The sequence below is a fragment of the Dietzia aerolata genome (assembly GCF_014144865.1).
GTDB lineage: Bacteria > Actinomycetota > Actinomycetes > Mycobacteriales > Mycobacteriaceae > Dietzia > Dietzia aerolata.
Map to the genome: position 1 here is coordinate 1 of NZ_JAALDM010000011.1, position 21,529 is coordinate 21,529.

The 21,529-nt window shown below is 68.0% G+C and carries 19 protein-coding genes; 12 read left to right on the forward strand and 7 right to left on the reverse strand.

What is annotated here, in order from left to right; all coding sequences use genetic code 11:
- Positions 1 to 374 precede the first annotated feature (374 nt).
- Positions 375 to 2,072, reverse strand: a complete 1,698-nt coding sequence (locus G6016_RS00615; RefSeq protein ID WP_182630779.1) for a fumarate hydratase — start codon at positions 2,070 to 2,072, stop codon at positions 375 to 377.
- A 66-nt stretch (positions 2,073 to 2,138) separates the two neighbouring features.
- The gene (locus tag G6016_RS00620) at positions 2,139 to 2,717 is read right to left on the reverse strand and encodes a protein-L-isoaspartate O-methyltransferase family protein (protein ID WP_182630780.1); all 579 of its coding nucleotides are present in this window, start codon (positions 2,715 to 2,717) and stop codon (positions 2,139 to 2,141) included.
- 271 nt (positions 2,718 to 2,988) lie between these two features.
- On the opposite strand from G6016_RS00620, the gene G6016_RS00625 reads away from it, so the two are divergent.
- From G6016_RS00625 to G6016_RS00660, 8 genes are all read left to right on the forward strand, one after another.
- On the forward strand, positions 2,989 to 3,903 hold the full coding sequence (locus G6016_RS00625; protein ID WP_182630781.1) for a siderophore ABC transporter substrate-binding protein: 915 nt from the start codon (positions 2,989 to 2,991) through the stop codon (positions 3,901 to 3,903).
- A gap of 19 nt (positions 3,904 to 3,922) precedes the next feature.
- Positions 3,923 to 4,945, forward strand: coding sequence for an ABC transporter permease (locus G6016_RS00630; RefSeq protein ID WP_182630782.1), 1,023 nt, complete (start codon positions 3,923 to 3,925; stop codon positions 4,943 to 4,945).
- Complete coding sequence (locus G6016_RS00635) at positions 4,938 to 5,987, forward strand: iron chelate uptake ABC transporter family permease subunit (protein ID WP_182630783.1); 1,050 nt, start codon at positions 4,938 to 4,940, stop codon at positions 5,985 to 5,987. The genes G6016_RS00630 and G6016_RS00635 overlap by 8 nt, the downstream gene beginning before the upstream one ends.
- Positions 5,988 to 6,001: 14 nt before the next feature.
- Positions 6,002 to 6,871, forward strand: coding sequence for an iron ABC transporter ATP-binding protein (locus G6016_RS00640; RefSeq protein WP_182630784.1), 870 nt, complete (start codon positions 6,002 to 6,004; stop codon positions 6,869 to 6,871).
- A 112-nt stretch (positions 6,872 to 6,983) separates the two neighbouring features.
- Positions 6,984 to 8,231 carry a glucose-1-phosphate adenylyltransferase family protein gene (locus G6016_RS00645; protein ID WP_182630785.1) on the forward strand — a complete coding sequence of 416 codons (1,248 nt, stop codon included), beginning with the start codon at positions 6,984 to 6,986 and terminating at the stop codon, positions 8,229 to 8,231.
- 94 nt (positions 8,232 to 8,325) lie between these two features.
- Positions 8,326 to 9,312, forward strand: a complete 987-nt coding sequence (locus G6016_RS00650) for an LLM class F420-dependent oxidoreductase (RefSeq protein WP_182630786.1) — start codon at positions 8,326 to 8,328, stop codon at positions 9,310 to 9,312.
- A 128-nt stretch (positions 9,313 to 9,440) separates the two neighbouring features.
- Positions 9,441 to 10,733 (forward strand): acetyl-CoA hydrolase/transferase family protein, encoded by a 1,293-nt coding sequence (locus G6016_RS00655; RefSeq protein ID WP_182630787.1) that lies wholly within the window; start codon positions 9,441 to 9,443, stop codon positions 10,731 to 10,733.
- 123 nt (positions 10,734 to 10,856) lie between these two features.
- The gene (locus G6016_RS00660) at positions 10,857 to 11,282 is read left to right on the forward strand and encodes a hypothetical protein (RefSeq protein WP_182630788.1); all 426 of its coding nucleotides are present in this window, start codon (positions 10,857 to 10,859) and stop codon (positions 11,280 to 11,282) included.
- A 192-nt stretch (positions 11,283 to 11,474) separates the two neighbouring features.
- Here the strand turns inward: G6016_RS00660 and aqpZ are convergent, their stop codons facing one another.
- The 3 genes from aqpZ to G6016_RS00675 all read right to left on the reverse strand — a co-directional run bounded on the left by aqpZ (position 11,475) and on the right by G6016_RS00675 (position 13,896).
- The gene (gene aqpZ / locus G6016_RS00665) at positions 11,475 to 12,236 is read right to left on the reverse strand and encodes an aquaporin Z (RefSeq protein ID WP_182630789.1); all 762 of its coding nucleotides are present in this window, start codon (positions 12,234 to 12,236) and stop codon (positions 11,475 to 11,477) included.
- A 141-nt stretch (positions 12,237 to 12,377) separates the two neighbouring features.
- Positions 12,378 to 13,148, reverse strand: coding sequence for an SIR2 family NAD-dependent protein deacylase (locus G6016_RS00670; protein ID WP_182630790.1), 771 nt, complete (start codon positions 13,146 to 13,148; stop codon positions 12,378 to 12,380).
- A 67-nt stretch (positions 13,149 to 13,215) separates the two neighbouring features.
- Complete coding sequence (locus tag G6016_RS00675; RefSeq protein WP_182630795.1) at positions 13,216 to 13,896, reverse strand: Rv1157c family protein; 681 nt, start codon at positions 13,894 to 13,896, stop codon at positions 13,216 to 13,218.
- 413 nt (positions 13,897 to 14,309) lie between these two features.
- Between G6016_RS00675 and typA the strand changes: the two genes are divergently transcribed.
- The 4 genes from typA to G6016_RS00695 are packed head-to-tail and all read left to right on the forward strand — an operon-like array spanning position 14,310 to position 19,523.
- Entirely contained in the window at positions 14,310 to 16,220 is a 1,911-nt protein-coding gene (typA, locus tag G6016_RS00680; RefSeq protein ID WP_182630791.1) for a translational GTPase TypA, read from the forward strand.
- Between the two features lie 23 nt (positions 16,221 to 16,243).
- A complete protein-coding gene (locus tag G6016_RS00685) occupies positions 16,244 to 18,190 on the forward strand; it encodes an ABC transporter substrate-binding protein (protein WP_182630792.1) in 1,947 nt (648 codons plus the stop codon).
- The gene (gene mshB, locus G6016_RS00690; RefSeq protein WP_182630793.1) at positions 18,187 to 19,101 is read left to right on the forward strand and encodes an N-acetyl-1-D-myo-inositol-2-amino-2-deoxy-alpha-D-glucopyranoside deacetylase; all 915 of its coding nucleotides are present in this window, start codon (positions 18,187 to 18,189) and stop codon (positions 19,099 to 19,101) included. Before G6016_RS00685 ends, mshB begins: the two co-directional genes overlap by 4 nt.
- Complete coding sequence (locus G6016_RS00695; protein WP_338403460.1) at positions 19,098 to 19,523, forward strand: hypothetical protein; 426 nt, start codon at positions 19,098 to 19,100, stop codon at positions 19,521 to 19,523. The genes mshB and G6016_RS00695 overlap by 4 nt, the downstream gene beginning before the upstream one ends.
- On the opposite strand, the gene G6016_RS00700 is transcribed toward G6016_RS00695, so the two are convergent.
- Together G6016_RS00700 and G6016_RS00705 are read right to left on the reverse strand one after the other, a co-directional pair.
- Positions 19,494 to 21,212: a PH domain-containing protein gene (locus G6016_RS00700; protein ID WP_338403461.1), complete on the reverse strand. Its 1,719-nt coding sequence runs from the start codon at positions 21,210 to 21,212 to the stop codon at positions 19,494 to 19,496. The genes G6016_RS00695 and G6016_RS00700 overlap by 30 nt on opposite strands.
- Positions 21,209 to 21,529, reverse strand: a 321-nt coding sequence (locus G6016_RS00705; protein WP_182630794.1) for a PH domain-containing protein, incomplete at its 5' end; no start/stop codon positions are given. The genes G6016_RS00700 and G6016_RS00705, both read right to left, overlap by 4 nt.

Genomic DNA, 21,529 nt, shown 5'->3' on the forward strand with positions numbered 1-21,529 from the left:
TGGCGCCGTCCACGTCGACTCCTCCGTCGTCCGAACTGCAGCCCGCCAGTGCCAGCAGGGCAGCCGCCGAAGCGGCGATAATGGTCTTGCGCATCAGAAATCCTTTCTGTCGGCTTTCCATAACCTCTGCGGCGCAACAGTATTCGTTGGCGTTTCGTCGTCGCCACATTTTTGGATCACCATTCGATAAACCCCTTCGGAACTGCGACGGAACAGGCGAATCCGGCGTGTCGCAGGCCACTGCGGGCCTCAGTAAGTAGTGAGGGTGACTAAAGAAAATAGTGAGGATGACTAAGGGGCGGCATCCGCACTCGAGGTGTGGATGCCGCCCCTCAGCTCGGGAGCGCGGCGACTCGCCGGGCGGGTGTCCGGTCCTACAGGCCGGGGCGCTTGCCGATGGTCAGCGTGACCTCGCCGGTGTGCGCGAAGAAGTCCTCGCCCTTGTCGTCGACGACGATGAACGCCGGGAAGTCCTCCACGTCGATCTTCCACACGGCTTCCATGCCGAGCTCTTCGTATTCGATGACCTCGACGTGCTTGATGCAGTCCTGCGCCAGGCGCGCTGCCGGACCGCCGATCGATCCGAGGTAGAAGCCGCCGTGCGTGGCGCACGCGTCAGTGACCTGCTTGGACCTGTTGCCCTTGGCGAGCATGACCATGGAGCCGCCCGCGGCCTGGAACTGCTCGACGTAGGAATCCATGCGGCCGGCCGTGGTGGGGCCGAACGAGCCGGACGGCATGCCCTCCGGGGTCTTGGCCGGGCCGGCGTAGTAGACGGGGTGGTCCTTGAGGTACTGCGGCATCTCCTCGCCGGCGTCGAGACGCTCCTTGATCTTGGAGTGCGCGATGTCGCGGGCCACCACCAGCGGACCCGTCAGCGACAGGCGGGTCTTGACCGGATGCTTGCTCAGCTCGGCAAGGATCTCCGGCATCGGCTTGTTCAGGTCGATCTTCACCGCGGCACCCTTGCCGGTGCCCGAGATGCCGTCGGTGGCGGCGTCGAGCTCGGCATCGGTCGTGGCTGGCAGGTACTGGCCGGGGTTGAACTCCAGCTGCTCGAGGAACACGCCCTCCGGGGTGATCTTGGCCTTGGCCTGACGGTCGGCCGAGCAGGAGACCGCGATCGCGACGGGCAGCGACGCGCCATGGCGGGGGAGGCGGACCACGCGTACGTCGTGGCAGAAGTACTTGCCGCCGAACTGCGCGCCGATGCCGATCTTCTGGGTCAGCTCGAAGACCTTCTCCTCGAGCTCGACGTCTCGGAAACCGCGGCCGGTCATGGCGCCCTCGCGCGGCAGCTCGTCCAGGTAGTGCGCCGAGGCAAGCTTGGCGGTCTTGACCGTGTACTCGGCCGAGGTGCCGCCGATGACGATCGCCAGGTGGTACGGCGGGCAGGCCGCGGTACCGATGGAGCGGATCTTCTCCTCGATGAACTGCATCATCCGGTCGGGATTCAGGATGGCCTTGGTCTCCTGGTACAGGAAGGACTTGTTGGCCGATCCGCCGCCCTTGGCCATGAACAGGAACTTGTAGGAGTTCTCGTGGCCGGGCTTGGTGTCGGCGCCGATCTCGATCTGCGCCGGCAGGTTGTGCCCGGTGTTCTTCTCCTCCCACATGGTGATCGGAGCGTTCTGCGAGTACCGCAGGTTGAGGCGGGTGAACGCGTCGTAGACGCCGCGGGACACGGTTTCCTCGTCCGGCCCCTCGGTCAAGACGCGCTGACCGCGCTCGCCCTTGACGATCGCGGTGCCGGTGTCCTGGCACATGGGCAGCACGCCGCCAGCGGCAATGTTGGCGTTCTTGAGCAGGTCCAGGGCGACGAACTTGTCGTTGTCGCTCGCCTCGGGATCGTCCAGGATCTTGGCGACCTGCTGCAGATGATCACTGCGGAGGTAATGCGAGATGTCTTGCATCGCCGTCTCGGTGAGCAGGCGGATCGCCTCGGGCTCCACCTTGAGGAACTGCGTGCCGTCCGGGCCCTCCACGGTGGAGACACCCTCCGTGGTGAGGAGTCGGTACTCCGTGGTGTCCTCTCCGACGGGGAGAAGGTCCTCATAGACGAACTCGGGCATTGACGACGCTCCTGGCTGATCAGGTTATAGGTACGCCACTCAAGAATAAGTGTCCGAACGCACAGTTCAGAATCGGGTGTGAATCAGGGGCACAAAGACGTAGCCGCCGTGCTCGGTGATCCGGACGTCGTCTCCACGCCGCCGGACGCGGTGCATCACCTCACCCCAGGGCGCCACCATGATCCCGCCGTCAGCGAGTTGGCCGACCAGTTCCGTCGGAATGTCATCTGCCATCGCCGAGACCAGGATGCGGTCGAACGGCGCGAGGTCGGGCAGTCCCAGCACTCCGGGCTGCGCCGGATGCACCTGCACCCATTCCTGGTTGATCGCCAGCCGTGATCGATCGACCAGCTCGGGAACCCGCTCGACGGCGTGGACGATTGAGTCCGGGCCACCGAGCTCGCCGAGGATCGCCGAGGTCCACCCGCTCCCGGATCCGACGTCGAGGACCCGCATGCCGGGAAACGGGTCGAGCAACTCGAGCATCGCGGCCACGGTCGACGGTTGCGAGTTGGTCTGTCCGTACCCGATGGGCAGGGGAGCATCGCGGGCGTGTTCGTCGACGACCTCCGGGGGCAGGAACCTTCGACGGTCCTGCCGGCGCATGGCCTCGGAGATCTCCTGCTGTCGTCCGGAGTTCGGCATCACTGACCTCCATTACGTGATCGCCGTCGCGTTCGAGCCTAATCCTCGTCCCGCATGCGGCAGGGTCATCCGGCGTTCGCGACCGCCTTCACCACATCGACAGAGTTCCGGTCGGCCTCGCGTCCTTTGCCGTCGATGGGGGAGTTTTCAGGTGTGTCGTGGAACATAAAATCGCAGGTAGTGAGGTTAGCCATCCCTCACTTTTGCCCCACGTGCGATTGTGACGCTAAGGTGAGCCTAACCTTTCGCATTACGTATGGAGACTCAGAATATGAAGCGATTCCCTAAGATCGTCGCCGCTGCAGCCGCGCTCGCGCTGACCGGTGGCGCACTGACCGCGTGCGGCACATCGGACGCGCAGTCCGGCGGTGCCGAGAGCGAGGTCCCGTCCCGCGTTGTGCTCACCAGCCATGCGGCAGCGAACACGCTGGACGAGCTCGATCTTGAGGACAATGTCATCGGTCTGGTCAAGACCGGAGTCTTCCCGGACGCATTGAGCACCTACTCGGGAGACGAGTACACGGACATCGGCAGCCTCAAGGAGCCGAAGATGGACGTAATCGCCGAGCTCGGACCGGACCTGATCCTGTACGGAAACCGCACCCGTGCGATGGAGCCGGAGTTCGCCAAGGTCTCCGACCAGGTCGTGGCCGGCGACCCGGACACGTCGGACACCGTCGCCTCCAACCGCGCCAAGGTCGAGGAGATCGCCGCCCTGTTCGGCGAGGAGGACGCCGCATCCGAGAAGCTCGACGAGATCGATGACCAGGTCGCCGAGACTCGCGGCAAGGCCGAAGGCGCCGGGACCGCACTGGTCCTCATGACCTCCGGCGGCAAGGTCACCGGTTACGGCCCGGGTTCGCGTTTCGACCTGATCTACAACGAGCTGGGCATGGAGCCGGCCGCCGGTAACCTCGAGTCCGAGGGCAGCCACGGCGCACCGCTGAGCTGGGAGCAGATCGCCGAGCTGAACCCGGATCACGTCTTCGTCATCGACCGTGACGCCGCGATCGGTTCGGAGGGCGAGGCCGCCACCGCGCTGCTCGACAACCCGGTGTTCAACCGCACCGAGGCCGCCTCCAACGGCAACGTCCACATCCTTGATGGCCAGAACTGGTACCTGGTCGGCGGCGGACTGGGCGTACTCAACTCGATGATCCTCGAGATCGACAACGCTGTCTCCTGACAGCAGTACCAGTCTCACGATGACCACGACAGTGCTGGAGCGCCGGCCGCAGCGAAGCTCGCTGTGGCCGGCCTTCGGCGTCGTAGCGCTCGTCCTCTCACTCGTCGCGAGCGTCTTCGTCGGCGCCGCGAACATCACGGTGTGGGACGTGCTCGCGGGCGGACTCACCGAGGCACATGCGGTTTACCTCGTGGAGGCCCGTCTGCCCCGGACCGCCGCTGCGGCGTTGGCTGGGGCCTCGCTCGCGATCGCCGGCCTGCTCATGCAGTTGCTCACCCGCAACCGCTTCGTGGAGCCCTCGACCGCCGGCACCGTTGAATCGGCCGGTCTCGGTCTGGTGATCGTGGCGATTCTCGCGCCCGGTGCCCCGATCGTCGTCAAGATGCTCGCCGCGATGGTCTTCGCACTGGCCGGCACCGCACTGTTTCTCGCCGCCATCCGTCGGGTCCCCAAGGCGGACACGTTCATCGTGCCGCTTATCGGGATCATGCTCGGCTCGGTCATCGGTGCGGTGGCGGCGTTCCTGGCCTTGTCCAGGGACCTGCTTCAGATGCTCAATTCCTGGATGCTCGCGGACTTCTCCGCCGTGCTCGCCGGGCGATACGAGCTGCTATGGCTGGTGGCCGGACTTGGCATCATGGCCTACATCGCCGCCGACCGCTTCACGGTTGCCGGCCTGGGCGAGGACGTCTCGACGGGGCTCGGGCTGAACCACCGCACGGTGGTGGCACTGGGCATGTCCATCGTCGCGGCGGTCGCCGCCGTCGTGGTGGTCACCGTCGGTGCACTTCCGTTGCTGGGACTCGTCGTCCCGAACGTGGTCTCACGCCTGGTCGGCGATGACGCCCGGCGAGGCCTGCCCTTGGTGGCGATGCTCGGTGCGGTCACCGTCCTCGTCTGCGACATCGTCGGTCGGTCCCTGCCGGGGCTGTTCGTCGACGGTGCGCCGGGCGCCGGCGAGATCCCTGTTGGAACCATCGTGGGCGTCCTCGGTGGCGCGGTCTTCCTGGCGATGATGCTCAAGGGGGTACGCAATGGCTGACTCCGCAACCCTCGAGGCCCGGCCCGTGCACCACGCACCGGGAGTGAAGCGAGCGGAATCGGATCGGCGGCGCCGCTGGGCCGTCGTCGTCGTATGCGCAGTGCTCGCGGCCGCGTCGCTGGCGGCACTGGTCCTGGTCGGTCTTCCCGATACCGTCGGCTCCAAGGCCTGGAGCTATTCACTGGACCGACTGTCCCGGCACGCCGTCGCCATCGTTCTGGTCTCGGTGGCGGTGGGCGTGTCCACAGTGCTGTTCCAGACCGTCACGGGCAATCGGATCCTCACGCCGGCGTTGATGGGTTTCGACTCGCTGTACCTGCTCATCCAGACGATGCTCGTGTTCTTCATGGTCCCGCGCGATGCAGCGATCGCCGGTGGACTCACGAGCGGTGGGCTGTCGGGATTCCTGTCGCAGACCGCGATCATGGTCATCGCCTCGACCTCCCTGTACCTCTGGTTGCTCGGCGGACGAAAGACCGACATCCATCTGCTGCTCCTCGTGGGCGTCGTGTTCGGGGTCTTCTTCCGATCCATCTCGTCGTTCTTCCAGAGGCTGCTGGATCCGGCGGCCTACCTGCAGGTCCAGGATGCGATGTTCGCCAGCTTCCGCGGCGTCCAAGTGGATGTGTTGATCGCGTGCGGCGCGATCGTCCTCGCTGGACTGGTGGTAGTCGCGATACTCGGTCGTCGGCTCGACGTGATGCTCCTCGGCCGCGATCCGGCTGTCGCACTCGGCGTCAACCACCGACAGGTGACGATCGTCGTGCTGGTGGTCGTGTCGTTCCTCGTGTCCGCCTCGACGGCATTGATCGGCCCGGTGATGTTCTTCGGGCTCATCGTGGCGAACGCTGCCTATGCACTCCTGGGCACGACCTTGCACCGGTTCACCCTCCCCGTCGCCTGCCTGCTGGGCGTGATCGCGCTGGCTGGTGGCGAGATGGTTCTCGCGTCCCTCGGTGTCGAGTCCGCTCTGAGCATCATCATCGAGTTCGTCGGTGGCCTGCTCTTCCTGTTCCTCCTCCTGACCAACCGCGCACGCTGAAAGGAAGGCACACCATGTCCCTTCTCCCATTCCGACGCCGCGAGCGCCGTTCCGAGCGGAGCCAGTGGGTGCCCGGCTGTGGCATCGAGGCGCAGTCGGTGTGCTCGTCCTACGGCGACACCCAGGTGCTTCACGACGTCACGGCCTGCTTCGCCCAGGGTGGCGTCACGTCGCTGATCGGACCGAATGGTGCCGGTAAGTCGACGCTGCTGGGCGTGATGAGCCGCCTCCAGCACTCCGACTCGGGCCGAGTGTTGGTCGACGGTGTGGACGTGTCGAAGAACGGAGGCCGAGAGCTGGCCTGCCGTCTGGCGGTGCTGCGCCAGGAGAACTCGATGGCGATCCGCCTCACGGTCCGCGAGCTCGTCGGATTCGGACGCTTCCCGCACAACGGTGGTCGTCCGTCTCCTGACGACATCGAGCACGTGGAGTACGCGTTGTCCGCGATGGAGCTCGAGGAGTTCGCCGACCGCTACCTCGATGAGCTGTCCGGCGGCCAGCGCCAGCGTGCGCACATCGCGATGGTGCTCGCGCAGGACACCGATTACGTCCTGTTGGACGAGCCGCTCAACAACCTGGACCTTCGCCATGCCACCTCGATCATGCGTCTGCTGCGTCGGACGGCGGCCGAGCGGGGCAAGACCATCGTGCTGGTCATCCATGACATCAACATCGCGGCCGCGTACTCGGACCGGATCATCGCGATGAAGGACGGCCGGATCATCGCGGACGGAACGCCTGCCGACATCATGTGCACCGAGGTTTTGCGCGACGTGTACGACATGGATATGCAGGTCACACAGGTCGCGGGCCGGTATGTCGCGCTCTACTTCGACGGCGAGGATGACTCCGCCGATGCGGAGGTCTCGGCGTTCAGCGCCTGAGGAAACGAGCGGATGCGGATGTCATGGTCTTGCCGATAGGCTGACGCATCCGCGCCGTATCCGCGCGCGGTCTACGCGTCCCCGCGCGGCGCGGGAAAGGACGTGAATGTCCATGGCCCCACCCTCAGTCGTGACGATTGTTCTCGCCGGTGGCGCAGGCTCCAGACTCCGAGCTCTGACGAGCGACCGCGCCAAACCCGCCGTGCCGTTCGGCGGCGGCTACCACCTCGTGGATTTCGCCCTGAGCAATGCGGCCAACTCCGGTCTGAGGGACGTGTGGGTGATCCAGCAATTCCATCCCGTATCGCTCGGCGCCCACCTGCGCAGCGGCCGGCCATGGGATCTGGATCGCCTCGACGGGGGTCTGCTGGTCCTTCATCCCTCGCAGGGCACGGGACGCGACGGGTTCCATTCGGGCACCACCGACGCGTTGTGGAAACAGGTGGAACCCCTGCGCGAGGCCGGTCCGGAGGTGACCGTGGTGGTCAGCGCGGATGCGGTGTACCGCCTGGACTACGAGGCGCTCGTGCGTGATCACCTGGCGTCGTTCGCCGAGGTCACGATGGTGACCACGCGCGTCGACCCCGGCGATGCCGGGAGGTACGGGGTGGTGGAGGTCGACGACGACGGCGTTGTCACCTCCTACAGCTACAAGCCCCGGGACCCTGCCTCTGACCTGATCTGCGCCGAGATCTTCGTGTTCAACACCGCGGCCCTCATCTCGGCCCTCGAAACCGCCCATGACGAGGCGTTCGCCTCCGGGGACGGAGATCCGGGCGATATCGGGGACAACGTCCTGCCTGAGATGGTCGCAGCCGGTCATGCGCGTGAGTGGCGGCTGGAGGGCTATTGGCGGGACGTGGGAACGATCGCCTCGTACTGGGCTGGGCACATGGATCTGCTGGGTGAGCCACCGGTTCATGAACTCGACGTTCCCGGTTGGCCGTTGCGGACCGTCTCCTCCTACAGCGGGCCGGCCAGGACGGGGTCGCAGGCGGTGGTCACGAGTTCGCTTCTGGGGCACGGCGCGGTCGTCCGGGGGACGGTCGAGCATTCGGTGGTCGGTCCGGGTGCCGTGGTCGAGGACGGCGCGACGGTTCGTGACAGCGTGATCCTGCCCGGCGCCGTGGTGCGCTCGGGTGCCCGGGTGGAGACGGCGGTGGTCGATTCGGACGTGGAGGTCCCCGCCGACGCACGGATCGGTGAGCACCAGCCCGGGGCTGACGAGGCGACCGTGCGTGTGGCGCTGTTGGGGCGCCCCACAGGCGGGCCTCGTCCACGGGGCCATGTGGTGCCCGCCGGGGAGGCGGACCCGCCCGACAACGACGATAACGACGACGACAAGGGTTCTCGGACCTGATTCGTGCCCCCACACCGGGTTGATCGTTCAGGTCGTCGTGAACGCGAGATGACATCCGGCGCCCGGTGGTCGCGGCGGGGCTACGCTCGCTGTTATGCGTTTCGGAATGTTTCTTCCCCAGGGCTGGCGACTCGACCTGGTTGACACCCCACCCGCCGACCACTGGTTCACCATCTCGGATCTCGCGTCCCGGGCGGATGCCGGTCCGTGGGAGTCGGTGTGGGTGTACGACCACATGCACACCTCGCCACTGACCGAGACGGAGGCCACGCACGAGGCGTGGAGTCTCATGGCCGCTCTCGGGGCGACGACGTCGCGCGTGCGCCTCGGGCAGATGTGTACGTGTATCGGCTACCGGAACCCGGCGATGCTCGCCAAGACGGCCGCCACCGTCGACATGATCTCGGGCGGTCGCGTCGAGATGGGAATCGGCGCTGGCTGGTACCAGCACGAGTGGGAGGCGTACGGCTTTGGTTTCCCCTCGGCGGGCACCCGTCTGGGAATGCTGGACGAGGGCGTGCAGATCATGCGCCAGGCCTGGTCCGAGGGCGTGGTCTCGTTCGCGGGCGAGCACTACGAGGTGGACGGTGCCATCGTGCAGCCGCGTCCGTTGCAGGAGGGTGGGATCCCGGTGTGGATTGCCGGCGGCGGGGAGCGGAAAACACTGCGCATGGCCGCCACGTACGCGGACTACACGAATTTTGACGGCACCCCGGAGGGATTCGCCCACAAGTCCGAGGTGTTGCACCGGCACTGCGCAGACATCGGACGTGATCCGGCGGAGATCACCCGCACTGCGAACTACAACGTCGCGATCGCCGAGACCGAGCGCGAGGTGGCGGACAGGTTGGCGTTCCTCCGGGACCGGATGGCCCGCTACGTCGGAGCGGACGAGGCGGAGCGCCAGCTCGGCGCCTACGAGGGGCTGCCGGCGGTGGGGACGCCCGAGCAGATCGTGGAGAAGCTGACAGAACTGAAGAACCTGGGAATGGAGTACGGGATCTTCTACTTCCCGGAGATCGCTACAGACACCTCCGGACTCGAACTCTTCGAGCGGGAGGTGATCCCCGCACTGGGGTGATCGCGCACCACCCGGCAGTGCTGCCAGCGCAGCCCCTTGGTTCTCGCCCGAACCTCGTCCCGGTCTCGCCATTGAGGCCGCCCACCCCTCGACATCTCTGTCACCGTCGTCAGTGAGAGCAGGCTCCCATGCGTTTGTCCGGGTACACAGAACTACCCGCCTCGGCGGTTCTCGACCACGTCACCCCGGGGATGCACGTCATCGCCCCGATTCAGAACGCGGCACCGACCGCGGTACTGCGAGCTCTGGACGAGGGCGCGGATCAGCTCGAGGACGTGACGGTTCACCACATGGATCCGTGGGAATCCCTGCCCTTCATGGAGGGCGCCCACCCCGGCCGGCTCCGGCACGTCGACTACTTCCTGGGCCCGGGTTCGCGTGAGAACTTCCACGCCGGACACTGCGAGTTGGTGCCGGTGGATTTCGCCCAGGTGCCGGCAACGATGCGGGAGTTCTCGCCGCCCGGGTTGGCGGTGACGATGGTCTCGGAGATCGACGACCACGGATTTTTCTCGATGGGGACCAACGCCGACTATGTCGCGTCCTTCATCGGTCAGGTGCCGTTCTTCGTCGAGGTCAACGCGAACATGCCCCGCACCTTCGGGCGAAACCACATCCACATCTCGCAGGTAGTCGGATTGACGCGCAACGACGCACCGATGATCACGGTCGACCCGCCCCGTCCCGGTCCGATCGACGAGGCGATCGCGGAGATCATCGCCGACAGGGTCCCGGACGGCGCATGCCTCCAGCTCGGCGTCGGCAAGCTCCCCAACGCGTTCTTGTCGAAGCTCACCGGCCACAAGAACCTGGGCATCCACACCGAGGCGTTGTCAGACGGGGTGATGGATCTCGTCCGAGCCGGCGTGATCGATGGTTCGCGCAAGACGGGGCGCCCCTTCAAGCACGTGACCACCTTCGCCGTCGGATCCCAGCGGCTCATGGACTGGCTGCACAACAACCCCTCGGTCGCGATGCTCCCGGTGGACATCGTGAACGATCCGCGGGTGATCGGGCAGGAGCACAACCTGTACTCGGTCAACGCCACCAGTGAGGTGGACCTGTACGGGCAGGCTGCGTCGGAGACGATCGCGGGACGGTACTGGTCCGGGGCCGGGGGACAGGCGGACTTCGCGAGGGGGTGCACGTTCTCGCCCGGAGGTCACGGTTTCATCGTGACTCCGTCGCAGACCTCGAAGGGCATCAGCCGGATCAATCTGTCGCTCACTCCGGGCAGCACGGTGACCACGCACAAGAACATCATCGAGAACGTCGTCACCGAGTACGGGATCGCCGAACTGCGCGGTAAATCCGTGGCGGGGCGTGCCGAGGCGCTCATCGCGATAGCCCACCCCGATCACCGTGAGCGCCTGAGCAGTCAGGCCCGTGAGGCCGGACTGACCCGCCGCGAGGCTTTCTAGCGCGATACCGTGCCCGCAGGCCGCGGCCATCGCATGTCGGTGGCCCTGGCTGGCGACTGGTCCGGTGGCGCACTGTTCCGCTCGGTCTTAGGTTCGCGGGGAGACCTGTCCCCGACGAAGGAGATGACAGTGGACCCTGTGATGTGGATCGTCATCGGGGTGATCGCGGTGATCGTCATCATCGCGCTCATCGCACTGGTTACCCGAAGCAACAACCGCAGGAAGCTCACCGAGGCCGCTGAGTTGCGGAGGGACGCCCAGCAGCGGGAGCGGGCGTTGGATCGCGAACACGCGGTTGCGCGTGAGCAGGAGCATCGGGCCGGCGCCGCCGAGCAGGAGGCCCGGGCGAAGGCCGCGGAGGCCGAGAAGTTGCGTGCGGATGCCGACCGTCACCGGGACGCGCTCGAGGAGCAGAAGCGCGACGTTTCAAAAATGGAACGTACGGCGGATGAACTCGATCCCCGCCGCAGAGCCGCGGCCCCCGACGACCACGGTAGAGCTCCCGCCAACGGCGCCCACGGGCGCGGAGTCGACGGTGGTCGCGAGTGATTCTTCGAGGTCGGCCCTGACCGGGGTCCCGAGCGGGGTGTCGACGGTGGCGCTCACCGCCGGGCGGAGCCGTTGAACGAGGGGCCCGGTCGCGTCGATCCCGACCCGCCGCGGCGGTGAGCGGTACGGCGAGAACGACAGCAGGGCCCGCGGAAACCCAGAATCCGCGGGCCCTGCTGGCGTTCGGGTCGGTCAGGCCGGGACGGGGGTCCGCGACTTCTCGCCGAACAGCGGACCGTAGAGCACCCCGGCGATCGCGGCGCCCACCAGCGGCGCCACCCAGAACATCCACAGCTGTCCGGGCGCACCGTCGCCGTTGAAGAACGCCACGGCGGTGGAGCGCGCGGGGTTGACGGAGGTGTTGGTGATGGGGATCGAGATGAGGTGGATCAGCGTCAGGGTGAGACCGATCCCGAGCGGGGCGAACCCGGCCGGGGCGCGACGGTCGGTGACACCGAGGATGACCCAGATGAAGATCGCGGACAGGATGATCTCGATGATCAGCGCGGAGACCAGGCTGTATCCGTCGGGGGAGTGGGCACCGTAGCCGTTCGCGGCCATGTTGCCGGTGGCGGAGAAGCCGTCCTTGCCGGACGCGACCACGAAGATCACGGCGCCGGCGACGAGTCCGCCGATCACCTGGCTGATCAGGTAGACCGGCACCTGGGCCCAGGGCAGACGGCCGGCCACCGCCGCTCCCACGGACACGGCGGGGTTGAAGTGCGCGCCCGAGATGTGTGCGACCGCGTACGCGCCGGTGACGACGGTCAGGCCGAAGGCGATCGCGACCCCGAGGTAACCCACGCCGACGGGGATGTCGAGTGTGTCGGCCTGCGCGACCTGCACGGCGGCGAACACCGCGGTGCCGCAGCCGCCGAGGACGAGCCAGAACGTTCCTATGAACTCCGCGGCCACGACGGCGAGCGTCCGTGGTGCGGGTGAAGTGTCGGCCATGAGAACTCCCTCTTCAAGGATGGGCAGCGCGGGGGAACCTGCGCGTGGAAATCCTATGGCGTTTGTCGTGGCACCGGGCGTGAATGGCGGTCCGTGTGATCAGCCGCGCCCGTCAACCTGGGGCGGGCCGCGCCGTCGCCGTCAGCTGGCCAGGAGCGCCGGGAGGACTTGCCCGGCCGGGGCGGGGAGGTGGACGTCCACCTCGTCGCCGAGTCCCGAGGGGCCGGGGTTGATCTCGATCACCGGGGCGCCCGCCTGGGCCGCGAGGCCGGGAAGTGACGCGGCGGGATAGACGAGGCCGGAGGTTCCGACGACGACGACGACACCGGCCGCCGTGACCGCCCTGACCGCGGCCTCCCAGGGGGCGCGGGGGAGCGTCTCGCCGAACCACACAACCCCGGGACGAGCCCGCCCGTCGCAGCGTGTGCAGTGGGGTGGCTCGAGCCGGTCCACAGGCTCCGGCGGCGGTGGGCTCACCTCGATCGGGGTGGCGCAGGTGTCGCAGCGGTGGGCGAACAGGCTGCCGTGGACGTGGTGCACCACCGGGGACCCGGCACGTTCGTGAAGATCGTCGACATTCTGCGTGACCACCTCGACCTCACGGTGGGCCGCGGCCCGCGCGATGGCCACATGGCCGGCGTGGGGCGTGGTGGAGGTGATCAGGTGCTCTCGCCAGCGGTACCAGGCCCACACCATGTCCCGATCGGCCCGCCACGCCTCCGGGGTGGCCAGGTCGGTGGGGTCGTAGCGCTCCCACAGGCCAGTCTGTGCGTCGCGGAAGGTGGGCACGCCACTCTCGGCGCTCATGCCCGCCCCGCTCAGAACGACGAGCGGCCCGCCACGCTGGAGTGCGCGGCGGGCCGTGTCGAGTGCGTCACGAAACTGCGGGGAGTCCGTGTCAACAGAAGTCATGGTGGCTTCCGGGGTGTCGTGTCGTCGCGGCTACGCCTCGTGCGGCGGCCGGTTCGGACTCGGGGTGTCAGCCGACGAAGGCGGAACCCACGGTCGGGAACGGCACGCAGTTCGACGTCCCACCGTCCTCGAGCGTGGTGGTGACACCGCCCCGCAGGACCATGAGCACGTGGCCGGGACCGGTGTCCGCGACGCCGTTGAGGGTGGCCGGGCCGCCCTCGTTGATGCCGTTGTAGGTCAGCACGGTCTGGCCGGTGCGGCCGTTGTGGATGTTGACCCAGTCGACGGTCATGGGCTGCACCTGGTGTTCGGCGACGCCCTCGGTGCCGAGCGCGGTGAAGACGAAGCCGAGCTGGCCGTTGGGGATGCCGGGCAGCGGGAGATCGGCGGGGCCGGGCACGGCGGTGGCGGCACCCACGGCGGTCTGCTCTCCGCCGATGCAGTTCTGCATGATCGTCGGGTATGCGAACTGCGCGATGACCGGGCCGTTCTCGGGGAGCGGGGTCCCGGGCTCACCGGAGCCGCGGAAGAAGCCTACGAGGCGGAGAATGGTACCCCGGCTGTCCTCGGGGATCCACTGCTGCTCGGCCAGGTTCTCCATGGCCTGCAGGACCGGCTCGGTCGGGCGACCCAGTTCGTCGAGCGACTGGGCGCTGGCAGTGGCGGGCGCTGCCAGACCAACGGCCATGGCGGCGACGGCGCCGATGCCGAGGGTCCGGAACGAGGTCCTGAGCGAGTGGCGGATCACTGGCGAGTCCATTCTTCGGATGAGGCGGGCGGACCGGTCAACGGATCGACCGGACGACCGCTAGATATTCTCACAGAGCACCCAGATGGCGATACCGGGGAGGCGCCTCTGAGCCCGATCTGTGGCCAGTGTTGCAGATGTTGCGCGTGATGTAAATAACAGAGGGCTTCCCGCGGGGCGGTTCATGTGCTGCTGACGCGGCCAACGGTGCTGGTGACTTAGCGCACAAAGTGCGTGCAGACCCTTCCCGTGGATATAGAGGGTGGACCTCTAGCGGGTAAAGTGGGTCCGCACGCGCGACCTGTCTGGACGCGCCTGTGGATCTCGTGGCCAAATGCCGCCGATCCCCATCACGCGCCCGGCGGTCACACCGCCGTCCCGGCGCCGAATGCCCCCGAGGGAGAACCCAGCGTATGGCCCTGACCGAGTTCCGTAACGTCGCCATCGTGGCGCACGTCGACCACGGCAAGACGACTCTCGTCGACGCACTGCTGCGTCAGTCGGGTGCGTTCGACGAACGGGCGGAGCTGGTGGACCGCGTCATGGACTCCGGTGACCTCGAGCGTGAGAAGGGCATCACCATTCTCGCCAAGAACACCGCGGTACGTCGCCCCGGCGCGGGCGCCGGTGGCGGAGACCTCGTCCTCAACATCATCGACACCCCCGGTCACGCCGACTTCGGTGGCGAGGTCGAGCGCGGCCTGTCGATGGTCGACGGCGTGGTGCTGCTCATCGACTCCTCGGAGGGTCCGCTGCCGCAGACCCGCTTCGTGCTGCGCAAGGCTCTCGGCGCGTCGCTGCCCGTGATCATCGTGGTCAACAAGACCGACCGTCCGGACGCGCGGATCGACGAGGTCGTCGAGGAGGCCCAGGACCTGCTGCTGGACCTGGCCGCCGATCTGGAGGACCCGGCCGCCCAGGCCGCGGCCGAGCACGCACTCGAGCTCCCCGTCGTCTTCGCCTCCGGCCGCGCCGGCAAGGCGTCCACCACGCAGCCGGACAACGGCCAGGAGCCCGACTCCGAGAACCTGGACGGGCTCTTCAAGCTCCTCTATGACGTGATCCCCGCGCCGAAGGGCGACGTGGAGGCGCCGCTGCAGGCACACGTCACCAACCTGGACGCCTCGAACTTCCTCGGTCGTATCGGCCTGGTCCGGATCCACAACGGCCGTCTGCGCAAGGGCCAGCAGGTGGCCTGGATCCACAACACCCCGGACGGCGGTCAGGAGACCAAGTCCGTCAAGATCTCCGAGCTGCTCAAGACCGACGGTGTCGAGCGCGTCCCGACCGACGAGGCCGTCGCCGGCGACATCGTGGCCGTGGCCGGCATCAGCGACATCATGATCGGTGACACGCTGGCCGATCCGGAGAACCCGGTGGCCCTGCCTGCCATCACGGTCGACGAGCCGGCGATCTCCATGACCATCGGCGTCAACACCTCGCCCATGGCCGGCCGCAACGGCGGTACCAAGCTCACCGCCCGGATGGTCAAGGCCCGCCTGGATCAGGAGCTGGTCGGCAACGTCTCGCTCAAGGTCCTGGACACCGAGCGGCCCGACGACTGGGAGGTGCAGGGCCGAGGCGAGATGGCGCTGTCCGTGCTCGTCGAGACCATGCGTCGTGAGGGCTTCGAGCTCACCGTCGGCAAGCCGCAGGTCGTCACCAAGACGATCGACGGCAAGCTCCACGAGCCGTTCGAGCACATGACCATCGACGTGCCCGAGGAGCACCTGGGTGCGGTCACCCAGCTGATGGCCGGCCGCAAGGGCCGGATGGACCAGATGAGCAACCACGGTTCCGGCTGGGTCCGCATGGAGTTCACCGTGCCCGCCCGCGGACTCATCGGATTCCGCACCACCTTCATGACCGAGACCCGTGGCTCCGGCATCGCCAACTCGGTCTCGGCCGGGTACGAGCCGTGGGCCGGCGAGATCCGCGCCCGCCACACCGGCTCGCTCGTCGCGGACCGTTCGGGCAAGGCCACCACCTTCGCGCTGCTGGGGCTCGCGGACCGCGGCGACTTCTTCATCGAGCCGGGCTCCGAGGTCTACGAGGGCGTCGTGGTGGGCGAGAACCCGCGCTCCGAGGACATGGACGTCAACATCACCAAGGAGAAGAAGCTCACCAACATGCGTGCGGCGAGCTCGGACGCCACCGAGACCCTCTCCAAGCACAAGAACCTCAGCCTCGAAGAGGCCATGGAGTTCTGCGCCGGAGACGAGTGCGTCGAGGTGGCCCCCGAGGTGATCCGGGTGCGTAAGGTGCTGCTCACCGCGACCGAGCGGGCCAAGGCCCGTAGCCGCTCCAAGGCGCGAAACCAGTAACGGGCTCACCTCAAGGGGACCATGTGACGACGGAGGGGGCGACTGGACGTCGTCGGGCAGTGGCCGCACTGGCCGCGGCCGTGTCCCTCGTCGTCGTCACCGGTTGCGTGGCCGACCCGCCACCACCGACCGTGGTCGGCGGCGGTGAGGAGGGCTCCGGCTCCGCACAGGACGTCAGTCTCGACGCCGGCGGACTCCTCCTCGCCCTCGACAGGGTCGAGGAGGGGTTCAACCCGCACCTTCTCGCCGACCAGGGGGTCGACACCGACCTGGTCGCCTCGCTGCTGTTGCCCAGTGCGTTCGTGACGGGGCCGCGCGGCGAACCGGTCCTCAACGACGACCTGCTGGTCTCCGCGGCGCCCCTGACCGACGACCCGTCCACCATCCGCTACACCATCGATCCGGGCGCGCAATGGTCAGACGGCGTGCCCGTCGCCGCGGAGGACTTCGAGTACCTGTGGCGTCAGATGACCACCCAGCCCGGAGTGGTGGACCCGGCCGGGTACGAGCGGATCGTCGCCGTGCGCGCCGGTGCCGGCGGCAAAGTGGTGGACGTGGTGTTCGACGCGCCCCCGGAGCATTGGCGGAGCCTGTTCACCCACCTGCTCCCGGGGCACATCCTCAAAGACGCGCCGGACGGGTTCGAGGGCGCGATGTCCGGGCTGCCGGTGATGAGCGCGGGCCCCTACATGATCCGCGCCGCTGACCTGGGGCGCGGGGAGATCGAGTTCGTCCGCAATGACCGGTACTGGGCGAAGGCGCCCGCGATCGGGCAGATCGTCGTGCGGCGTGAGACCGGACCCGGCCAGTTGGGTACGGCCTTGCGAGACGGACCGGGCGTCGTGGCGATGGTGGCGGATACCCCCGTCGCCGCCGATGTCGCCGCGACGGTCCCCGGGGTCGCCGGAAGCACGGTCATGGCCTCGGCGCAGTTGGAACTGGGCTTCAACACGGAGGCACCGGCGGTGTCTCAGGAGAACGTCCGGCGGGCTCTGGCCGCCACGATCGACCCAGACGTGGTGGGCCGCATCGTCACCGGCGAGGCCGACCCCCGCGTCTCGTCGTTCCCCTTCCCGGCGGGCGCCGCGGCCGTCACCACCTCGGACAGTGACCTCGCCGAGAGCGAGTTGGCGGCGGCCGGCTACTCGAGGCAGGGCGGGTGGTGGCAGCGTAGCGGTGAGCTGCTGACCGTCACCCTCGGCGTCGAGGCGGCCGATGATCGCGCTGCCACCGCCGCCTACACCCTGGCGGATCAACTGCGAGGTGCCGGTATCGGCGCGCAGGTGTGGGAGCTCGAACCGACAGCTCTCTACGCCGATGCCCTGCCACACGGGCTGGTCGATGCGGTAGTCGGCTGGCAGCCCACCGACGGCAACCCGGAGTTGGCCGCGGTATCCAGGTTCGCGTGCACCGACAGTCCCGCGGCATCGGCGGATACCTCGTCAACTCCCTCGCGGCCGCCCACGACCGTCTCCAGCCTCGTCCCGCCGACCTCGCAGCGCACCGCGCCGTCACGGACCGAGAGGGACACGGCTCAGGGGGAGGAGGCCGACGACGAGACCACCCCGACCAGTACCGAGACCACCCCGGCACGCACGCTCGGTGCCAGAGCCCAGGCCCGGACCTCGGATGTCGCCGGCCACTGTGACCTCCGGATCGATGCCGCGCTCGGGTTCGGCCCGAACGCCGGAACGAATGTAGAGGGCAGCGACGGAGCCGGAGCAGGGGCCGGCGCCGTGGCCGATACCGATGGCGAGGCTCCCCGGGGCACCGCGGACCTGACGACGGCCGGGGACCTGGTCTCAGAACTCGCGCTGCGTGTCCCACTCGTGCGGCCTACGATGCTCCTGGCAGACGATGGACTCGAGATGGGGGGTCCGCCGGCCGCTGAGGACGATACTGATGTGAGCGTGGCCCGTACCGTCACCGACGTCTTCGAGGCCGCACCCACGTGGAGGAGGAACGGATGAACCCGGCAGTGAGTTCGTCGTCGACCCCGGTCCAGGCCCCGGTCGCGGCAGGACTGCGAGTCCTTCTCGTCCACGCCCATCCCGATGACGAGTCGATCACCACAGGCGGGACCATCGCGATGCTGGTGGCCGCCGGCGCCGAGGTCACCGTGGTTACCTGCACCCTCGGTGAGGAGGGCGAGGTACTGGGCGATGAGTTCGCCGGTCTCGTCGCCGACCGGGCGGACCAGCTGGGCGGATACCGCATCAGCGAGCTGGCGACAGCGCTGCGGGCGATGGGCGTGCGCCGGACCCATTTCCTGGGCGGAGCCGGTCGGTGGCGCGATTCCGGGATGGCCGGAACTCCCTCAGCGCAGCACCCGCGCGCATTCGTGAACTCCGGACCGGCGGCGGTCGCGGAACTCGTCGAGCTCCTGAACGAGGTGCGCCCGCACCTGGTGGTGACCTACGACCCGCACGGTGGGTACGGCCATCCGGACCATATCCGGGCCCACGCGATCGTCCATGCCGCGGTCGAGGAGGCGACGCACCGTCCGCGCCGCATCGCCTGGACCGTCACGGCACGCTCGGAGGTCACCCGGCAGCACTCGGCCCCGCCGGACCACCTACGTCACGCCGAGGCCGAGGAATTGCCCTCGATCACCGACAGCAAGCTCACTCACCGCGTCGCCCTGGGCGATATGGCGTATGCGGCCAAGCTCGAGGCGCTCACCGGACACGCCACCCAGCTCGAACTGGTCCCGAACGCAGAGGGTGAGCCCTGGTTCCTGGCACTGACCAACGGAGTGCTCCAGCCCGTCGCCCAGGTCGAGTGGTACATCAGCCACGACTTCGACGAGCAGACCGGCACCTATGAGCGCTGCCCGGCGGGGGGCGCCGACCTGCTCAGCGGGATGGGTGAGTTCGAGTGACAGAGTCCGAGCCCGGCACGACGCGGGCCACGGTGACCAAGCCCGGGCCGGCATCCCTGATCGAGATGGCCGTCGCGCTGGTCCTGCTCGCGGTGGGCGCGGTGACGATGTGCGTCCTGACCTCGGCCTGGCTCACGATGTATGTGGGACCGGTACCTTTTCCGATCACCATCCTGGTGGCCGGGGCGTGGTCGCTCCTTCTGGTCCGTGTGGCCGCGATGTGGTCGGACAGCAAGGCCGTGGCGGCTTTCCCCGCACTGGTCTTCATCATCACCGTGATCGCCCTCGACATGGGGCCCGGTGGCGACATGCCGGTGCCGATCAGCCTCCGCGGACTGGGGCTGCTGGTGTTCGGCGGGCTGATCCCACTGTGGGTGGCCACCTACGGTCGATCACTGACGCCGGACGCCCAACGACGGTGAAACCGAACCGACGGAGTCCTGGTCGCCCTCGTACTGCCAGACGTCCGTGATCCCCGGCGTCAGCGCCTCGGCGAGCGCCCACGCCTCGTCGGCGTCCATGTCCATCACGGAGTAGCCGCCGGCCCCGGCCGGGGTCGCCGCGGTGACCGTCGCGACCTTGGCCGAGCGCTGGAAGACCGACTGGCTCACGGTCCAGGCGATGATGCCGTCCGACTCGAGCACCGTGCGCTTGGCCGCCCACGACCCGTGCGAGGTCACGAGCATGTCGGGCAGCAGGGCGTGGCCGAGTTGCCGGATCCGGTCGAAGGACAGCAGCAGAAAGAACACCAGGGCCGCGGGGATGCCCCAGTACACCCATACGTCCGCCGACGGCCCGGAATCGATGCGGATGAGGATGAACAGGCCCGCGACGATCCAGAAGGGGAGGAGCCCGCGCGTGATCCGGCGCCGGGTCGCCTTCCACGGGTGCCGTCGCAGCCGAACCGTCACCGGGATCTCGTCACCGACGATGCGCGTGGCCACGCGCCGCACGTCCTTCAACGGGGCCTGGGGCAGGAGCGTCGAGGCCGCCGCACCCTTCTTGGTGCCCGTCATGACCGGCTCCAGCCGGCCGCCGCCGAGCATCCGGAGGTAGACGGGGACACGGATCTCCACGCCGCGCAGACGCGCCTTGTCGAGCGCCTGATGCTTGCGACGGAGGATGCCGTTCTGCACGTACAACACCGAACCGCGCTCGGTGAGGGCGTACTTGCCGTACCGGATGGCGTACGTGATGATCCCCAGCACGCCGGCGACAAACCAGATCGCGATGCCCTTGCCGACCACGGCGTACGGCTCACCGAGGGAGTCGAGCCAGTCGATCGTCCCCTCCACCAGCGCCAGGTCCATGATGCGCGAATGCATGTCGCCCATCTGCCACGTGATGAGCCACATCGACAACAGGACACCGAACCCGATGAACGAAAAAGGCGCGAACCGGGCCCACGTGACGCGCCACCGGGCGATGTCCTCACCGAACCGCGACCCCCACTGCTCCTCGTCCTCGAGGCTCAGGTTCGGGTCCAGGGCACGCCGGTGCTTGAGAAGCTCGTCGCGCAGGGGCTCGACCAGGGAGGTGTCGATCGCGTTGAGGCGGAACCGCTCGGCCCCGGACTTGCCCGCGTCGGAACGGCCGGTTCCCACCTCGACGATCGACACCCGCATGACGCGGTGGAACAGGTCGGACTCGGTGTCGACACTGCGGATGCGGTTGCGGGCCACCGTGACGACCTGGCGGCTGAAGAAGCCTTTCTTGAGGATGATGTGCGTGCGGCCGACCTGGTAGCTCGTCGACAGCCAGCGCAGCACGCCGGCTACCACGACAAGCGAGATGACGATGAACTCGAACCAGTAGTTGCTGCGATTGGACCCCAGCCACAGGGAGATGAGGAACAGGGGCGCCAGCCGGGTCAACGAACCCAGCGGGTCGACCAGGAGCATCCGCCAGGACAACCGCTCCCACGGGGCCTCCGGATCGACCTTCTCCGAGGGCGTCTCCGTGTCGGTAACCGCGTCCGAGTCCGAGGCGGTGTCCGTGTCCGGGTGGAGGTCCGGGTCCTGGTGGGTGCGGGCGTTGTCGTCGTCCCCGAGGGTTTCCACCCCCGCCGACGTGCCACCTACCGGATCGTCCGGCCCCGCGGCGCCCGTCACGTGCCGTCCTCCGAGTCCAGGTTGGCGATCGCGATGAGGTGCTGCGCCAGCGCCTCGGCGTCCGCCAGGTTCAGCCCCCGGATCTCCACCGTGCCCTGCGCGGACGCGGTGGACGCGTTGACGGTGGCTAGCCCGAACCACCGCTCGAACAGGGTGCGCGTCGTGTACACCGTCTGCAGCCGCACCAGGGGGGCGATCCGGAACTGCGTGGTCCACCAGCCCTTCCGCGAGCACACCGCGGTGTTGGAGACGTCCCAGCGCGCCACCTTGTAGCGCCACCACGGCGCCACCACGATCGCCATGAAGGCATACGGCAC

Bases quoted from the DNA above. Each gene is read 5' to 3' on its own strand.
- G6016_RS00615 (WP_182630779.1), bottom strand. From the start codon at position 2,072: ATGCCCGAGTTCGTCTATGAGGACCTTCTCCCCGTCGGAGAGGACACC.
- G6016_RS00620 (WP_182630780.1), bottom strand. From the start codon at position 2,717: ATGCCGAACTCCGGACGACAGCAGGAGATCTCCGAGGCCATGCGCCGG.
- G6016_RS00625 (WP_182630781.1), top strand. From the start codon at position 2,989: ATGAAGCGATTCCCTAAGATCGTCGCCGCTGCAGCCGCGCTCGCGCTG.
- G6016_RS00630 (WP_182630782.1), top strand. From the start codon at position 3,923: ATGACCACGACAGTGCTGGAGCGCCGGCCGCAGCGAAGCTCGCTGTGG.
- G6016_RS00635 (WP_182630783.1), top strand. From the start codon at position 4,938: ATGGCTGACTCCGCAACCCTCGAGGCCCGGCCCGTGCACCACGCACCG.
- G6016_RS00640 (WP_182630784.1), top strand. From the start codon at position 6,002: ATGTCCCTTCTCCCATTCCGACGCCGCGAGCGCCGTTCCGAGCGGAGC.
- G6016_RS00645 (WP_182630785.1), top strand. From the start codon at position 6,984: ATGGCCCCACCCTCAGTCGTGACGATTGTTCTCGCCGGTGGCGCAGGC.
- G6016_RS00650 (WP_182630786.1), top strand. From the start codon at position 8,326: ATGCGTTTCGGAATGTTTCTTCCCCAGGGCTGGCGACTCGACCTGGTT.
- G6016_RS00655 (WP_182630787.1), top strand. From the start codon at position 9,441: ATGCGTTTGTCCGGGTACACAGAACTACCCGCCTCGGCGGTTCTCGAC.
- G6016_RS00660 (WP_182630788.1), top strand. From the start codon at position 10,857: ATGACAGTGGACCCTGTGATGTGGATCGTCATCGGGGTGATCGCGGTG.
- aqpZ (WP_182630789.1), bottom strand. From the start codon at position 12,236: ATGGCCGACACTTCACCCGCACCACGGACGCTCGCCGTCGTGGCCGCG.
- G6016_RS00670 (WP_182630790.1), bottom strand. From the start codon at position 13,148: ATGACTTCTGTTGACACGGACTCCCCGCAGTTTCGTGACGCACTCGAC.
- typA (WP_182630791.1), top strand. From the start codon at position 14,310: ATGGCCCTGACCGAGTTCCGTAACGTCGCCATCGTGGCGCACGTCGAC.
- mshB (WP_182630793.1), top strand. From the start codon at position 18,187: ATGAACCCGGCAGTGAGTTCGTCGTCGACCCCGGTCCAGGCCCCGGTC.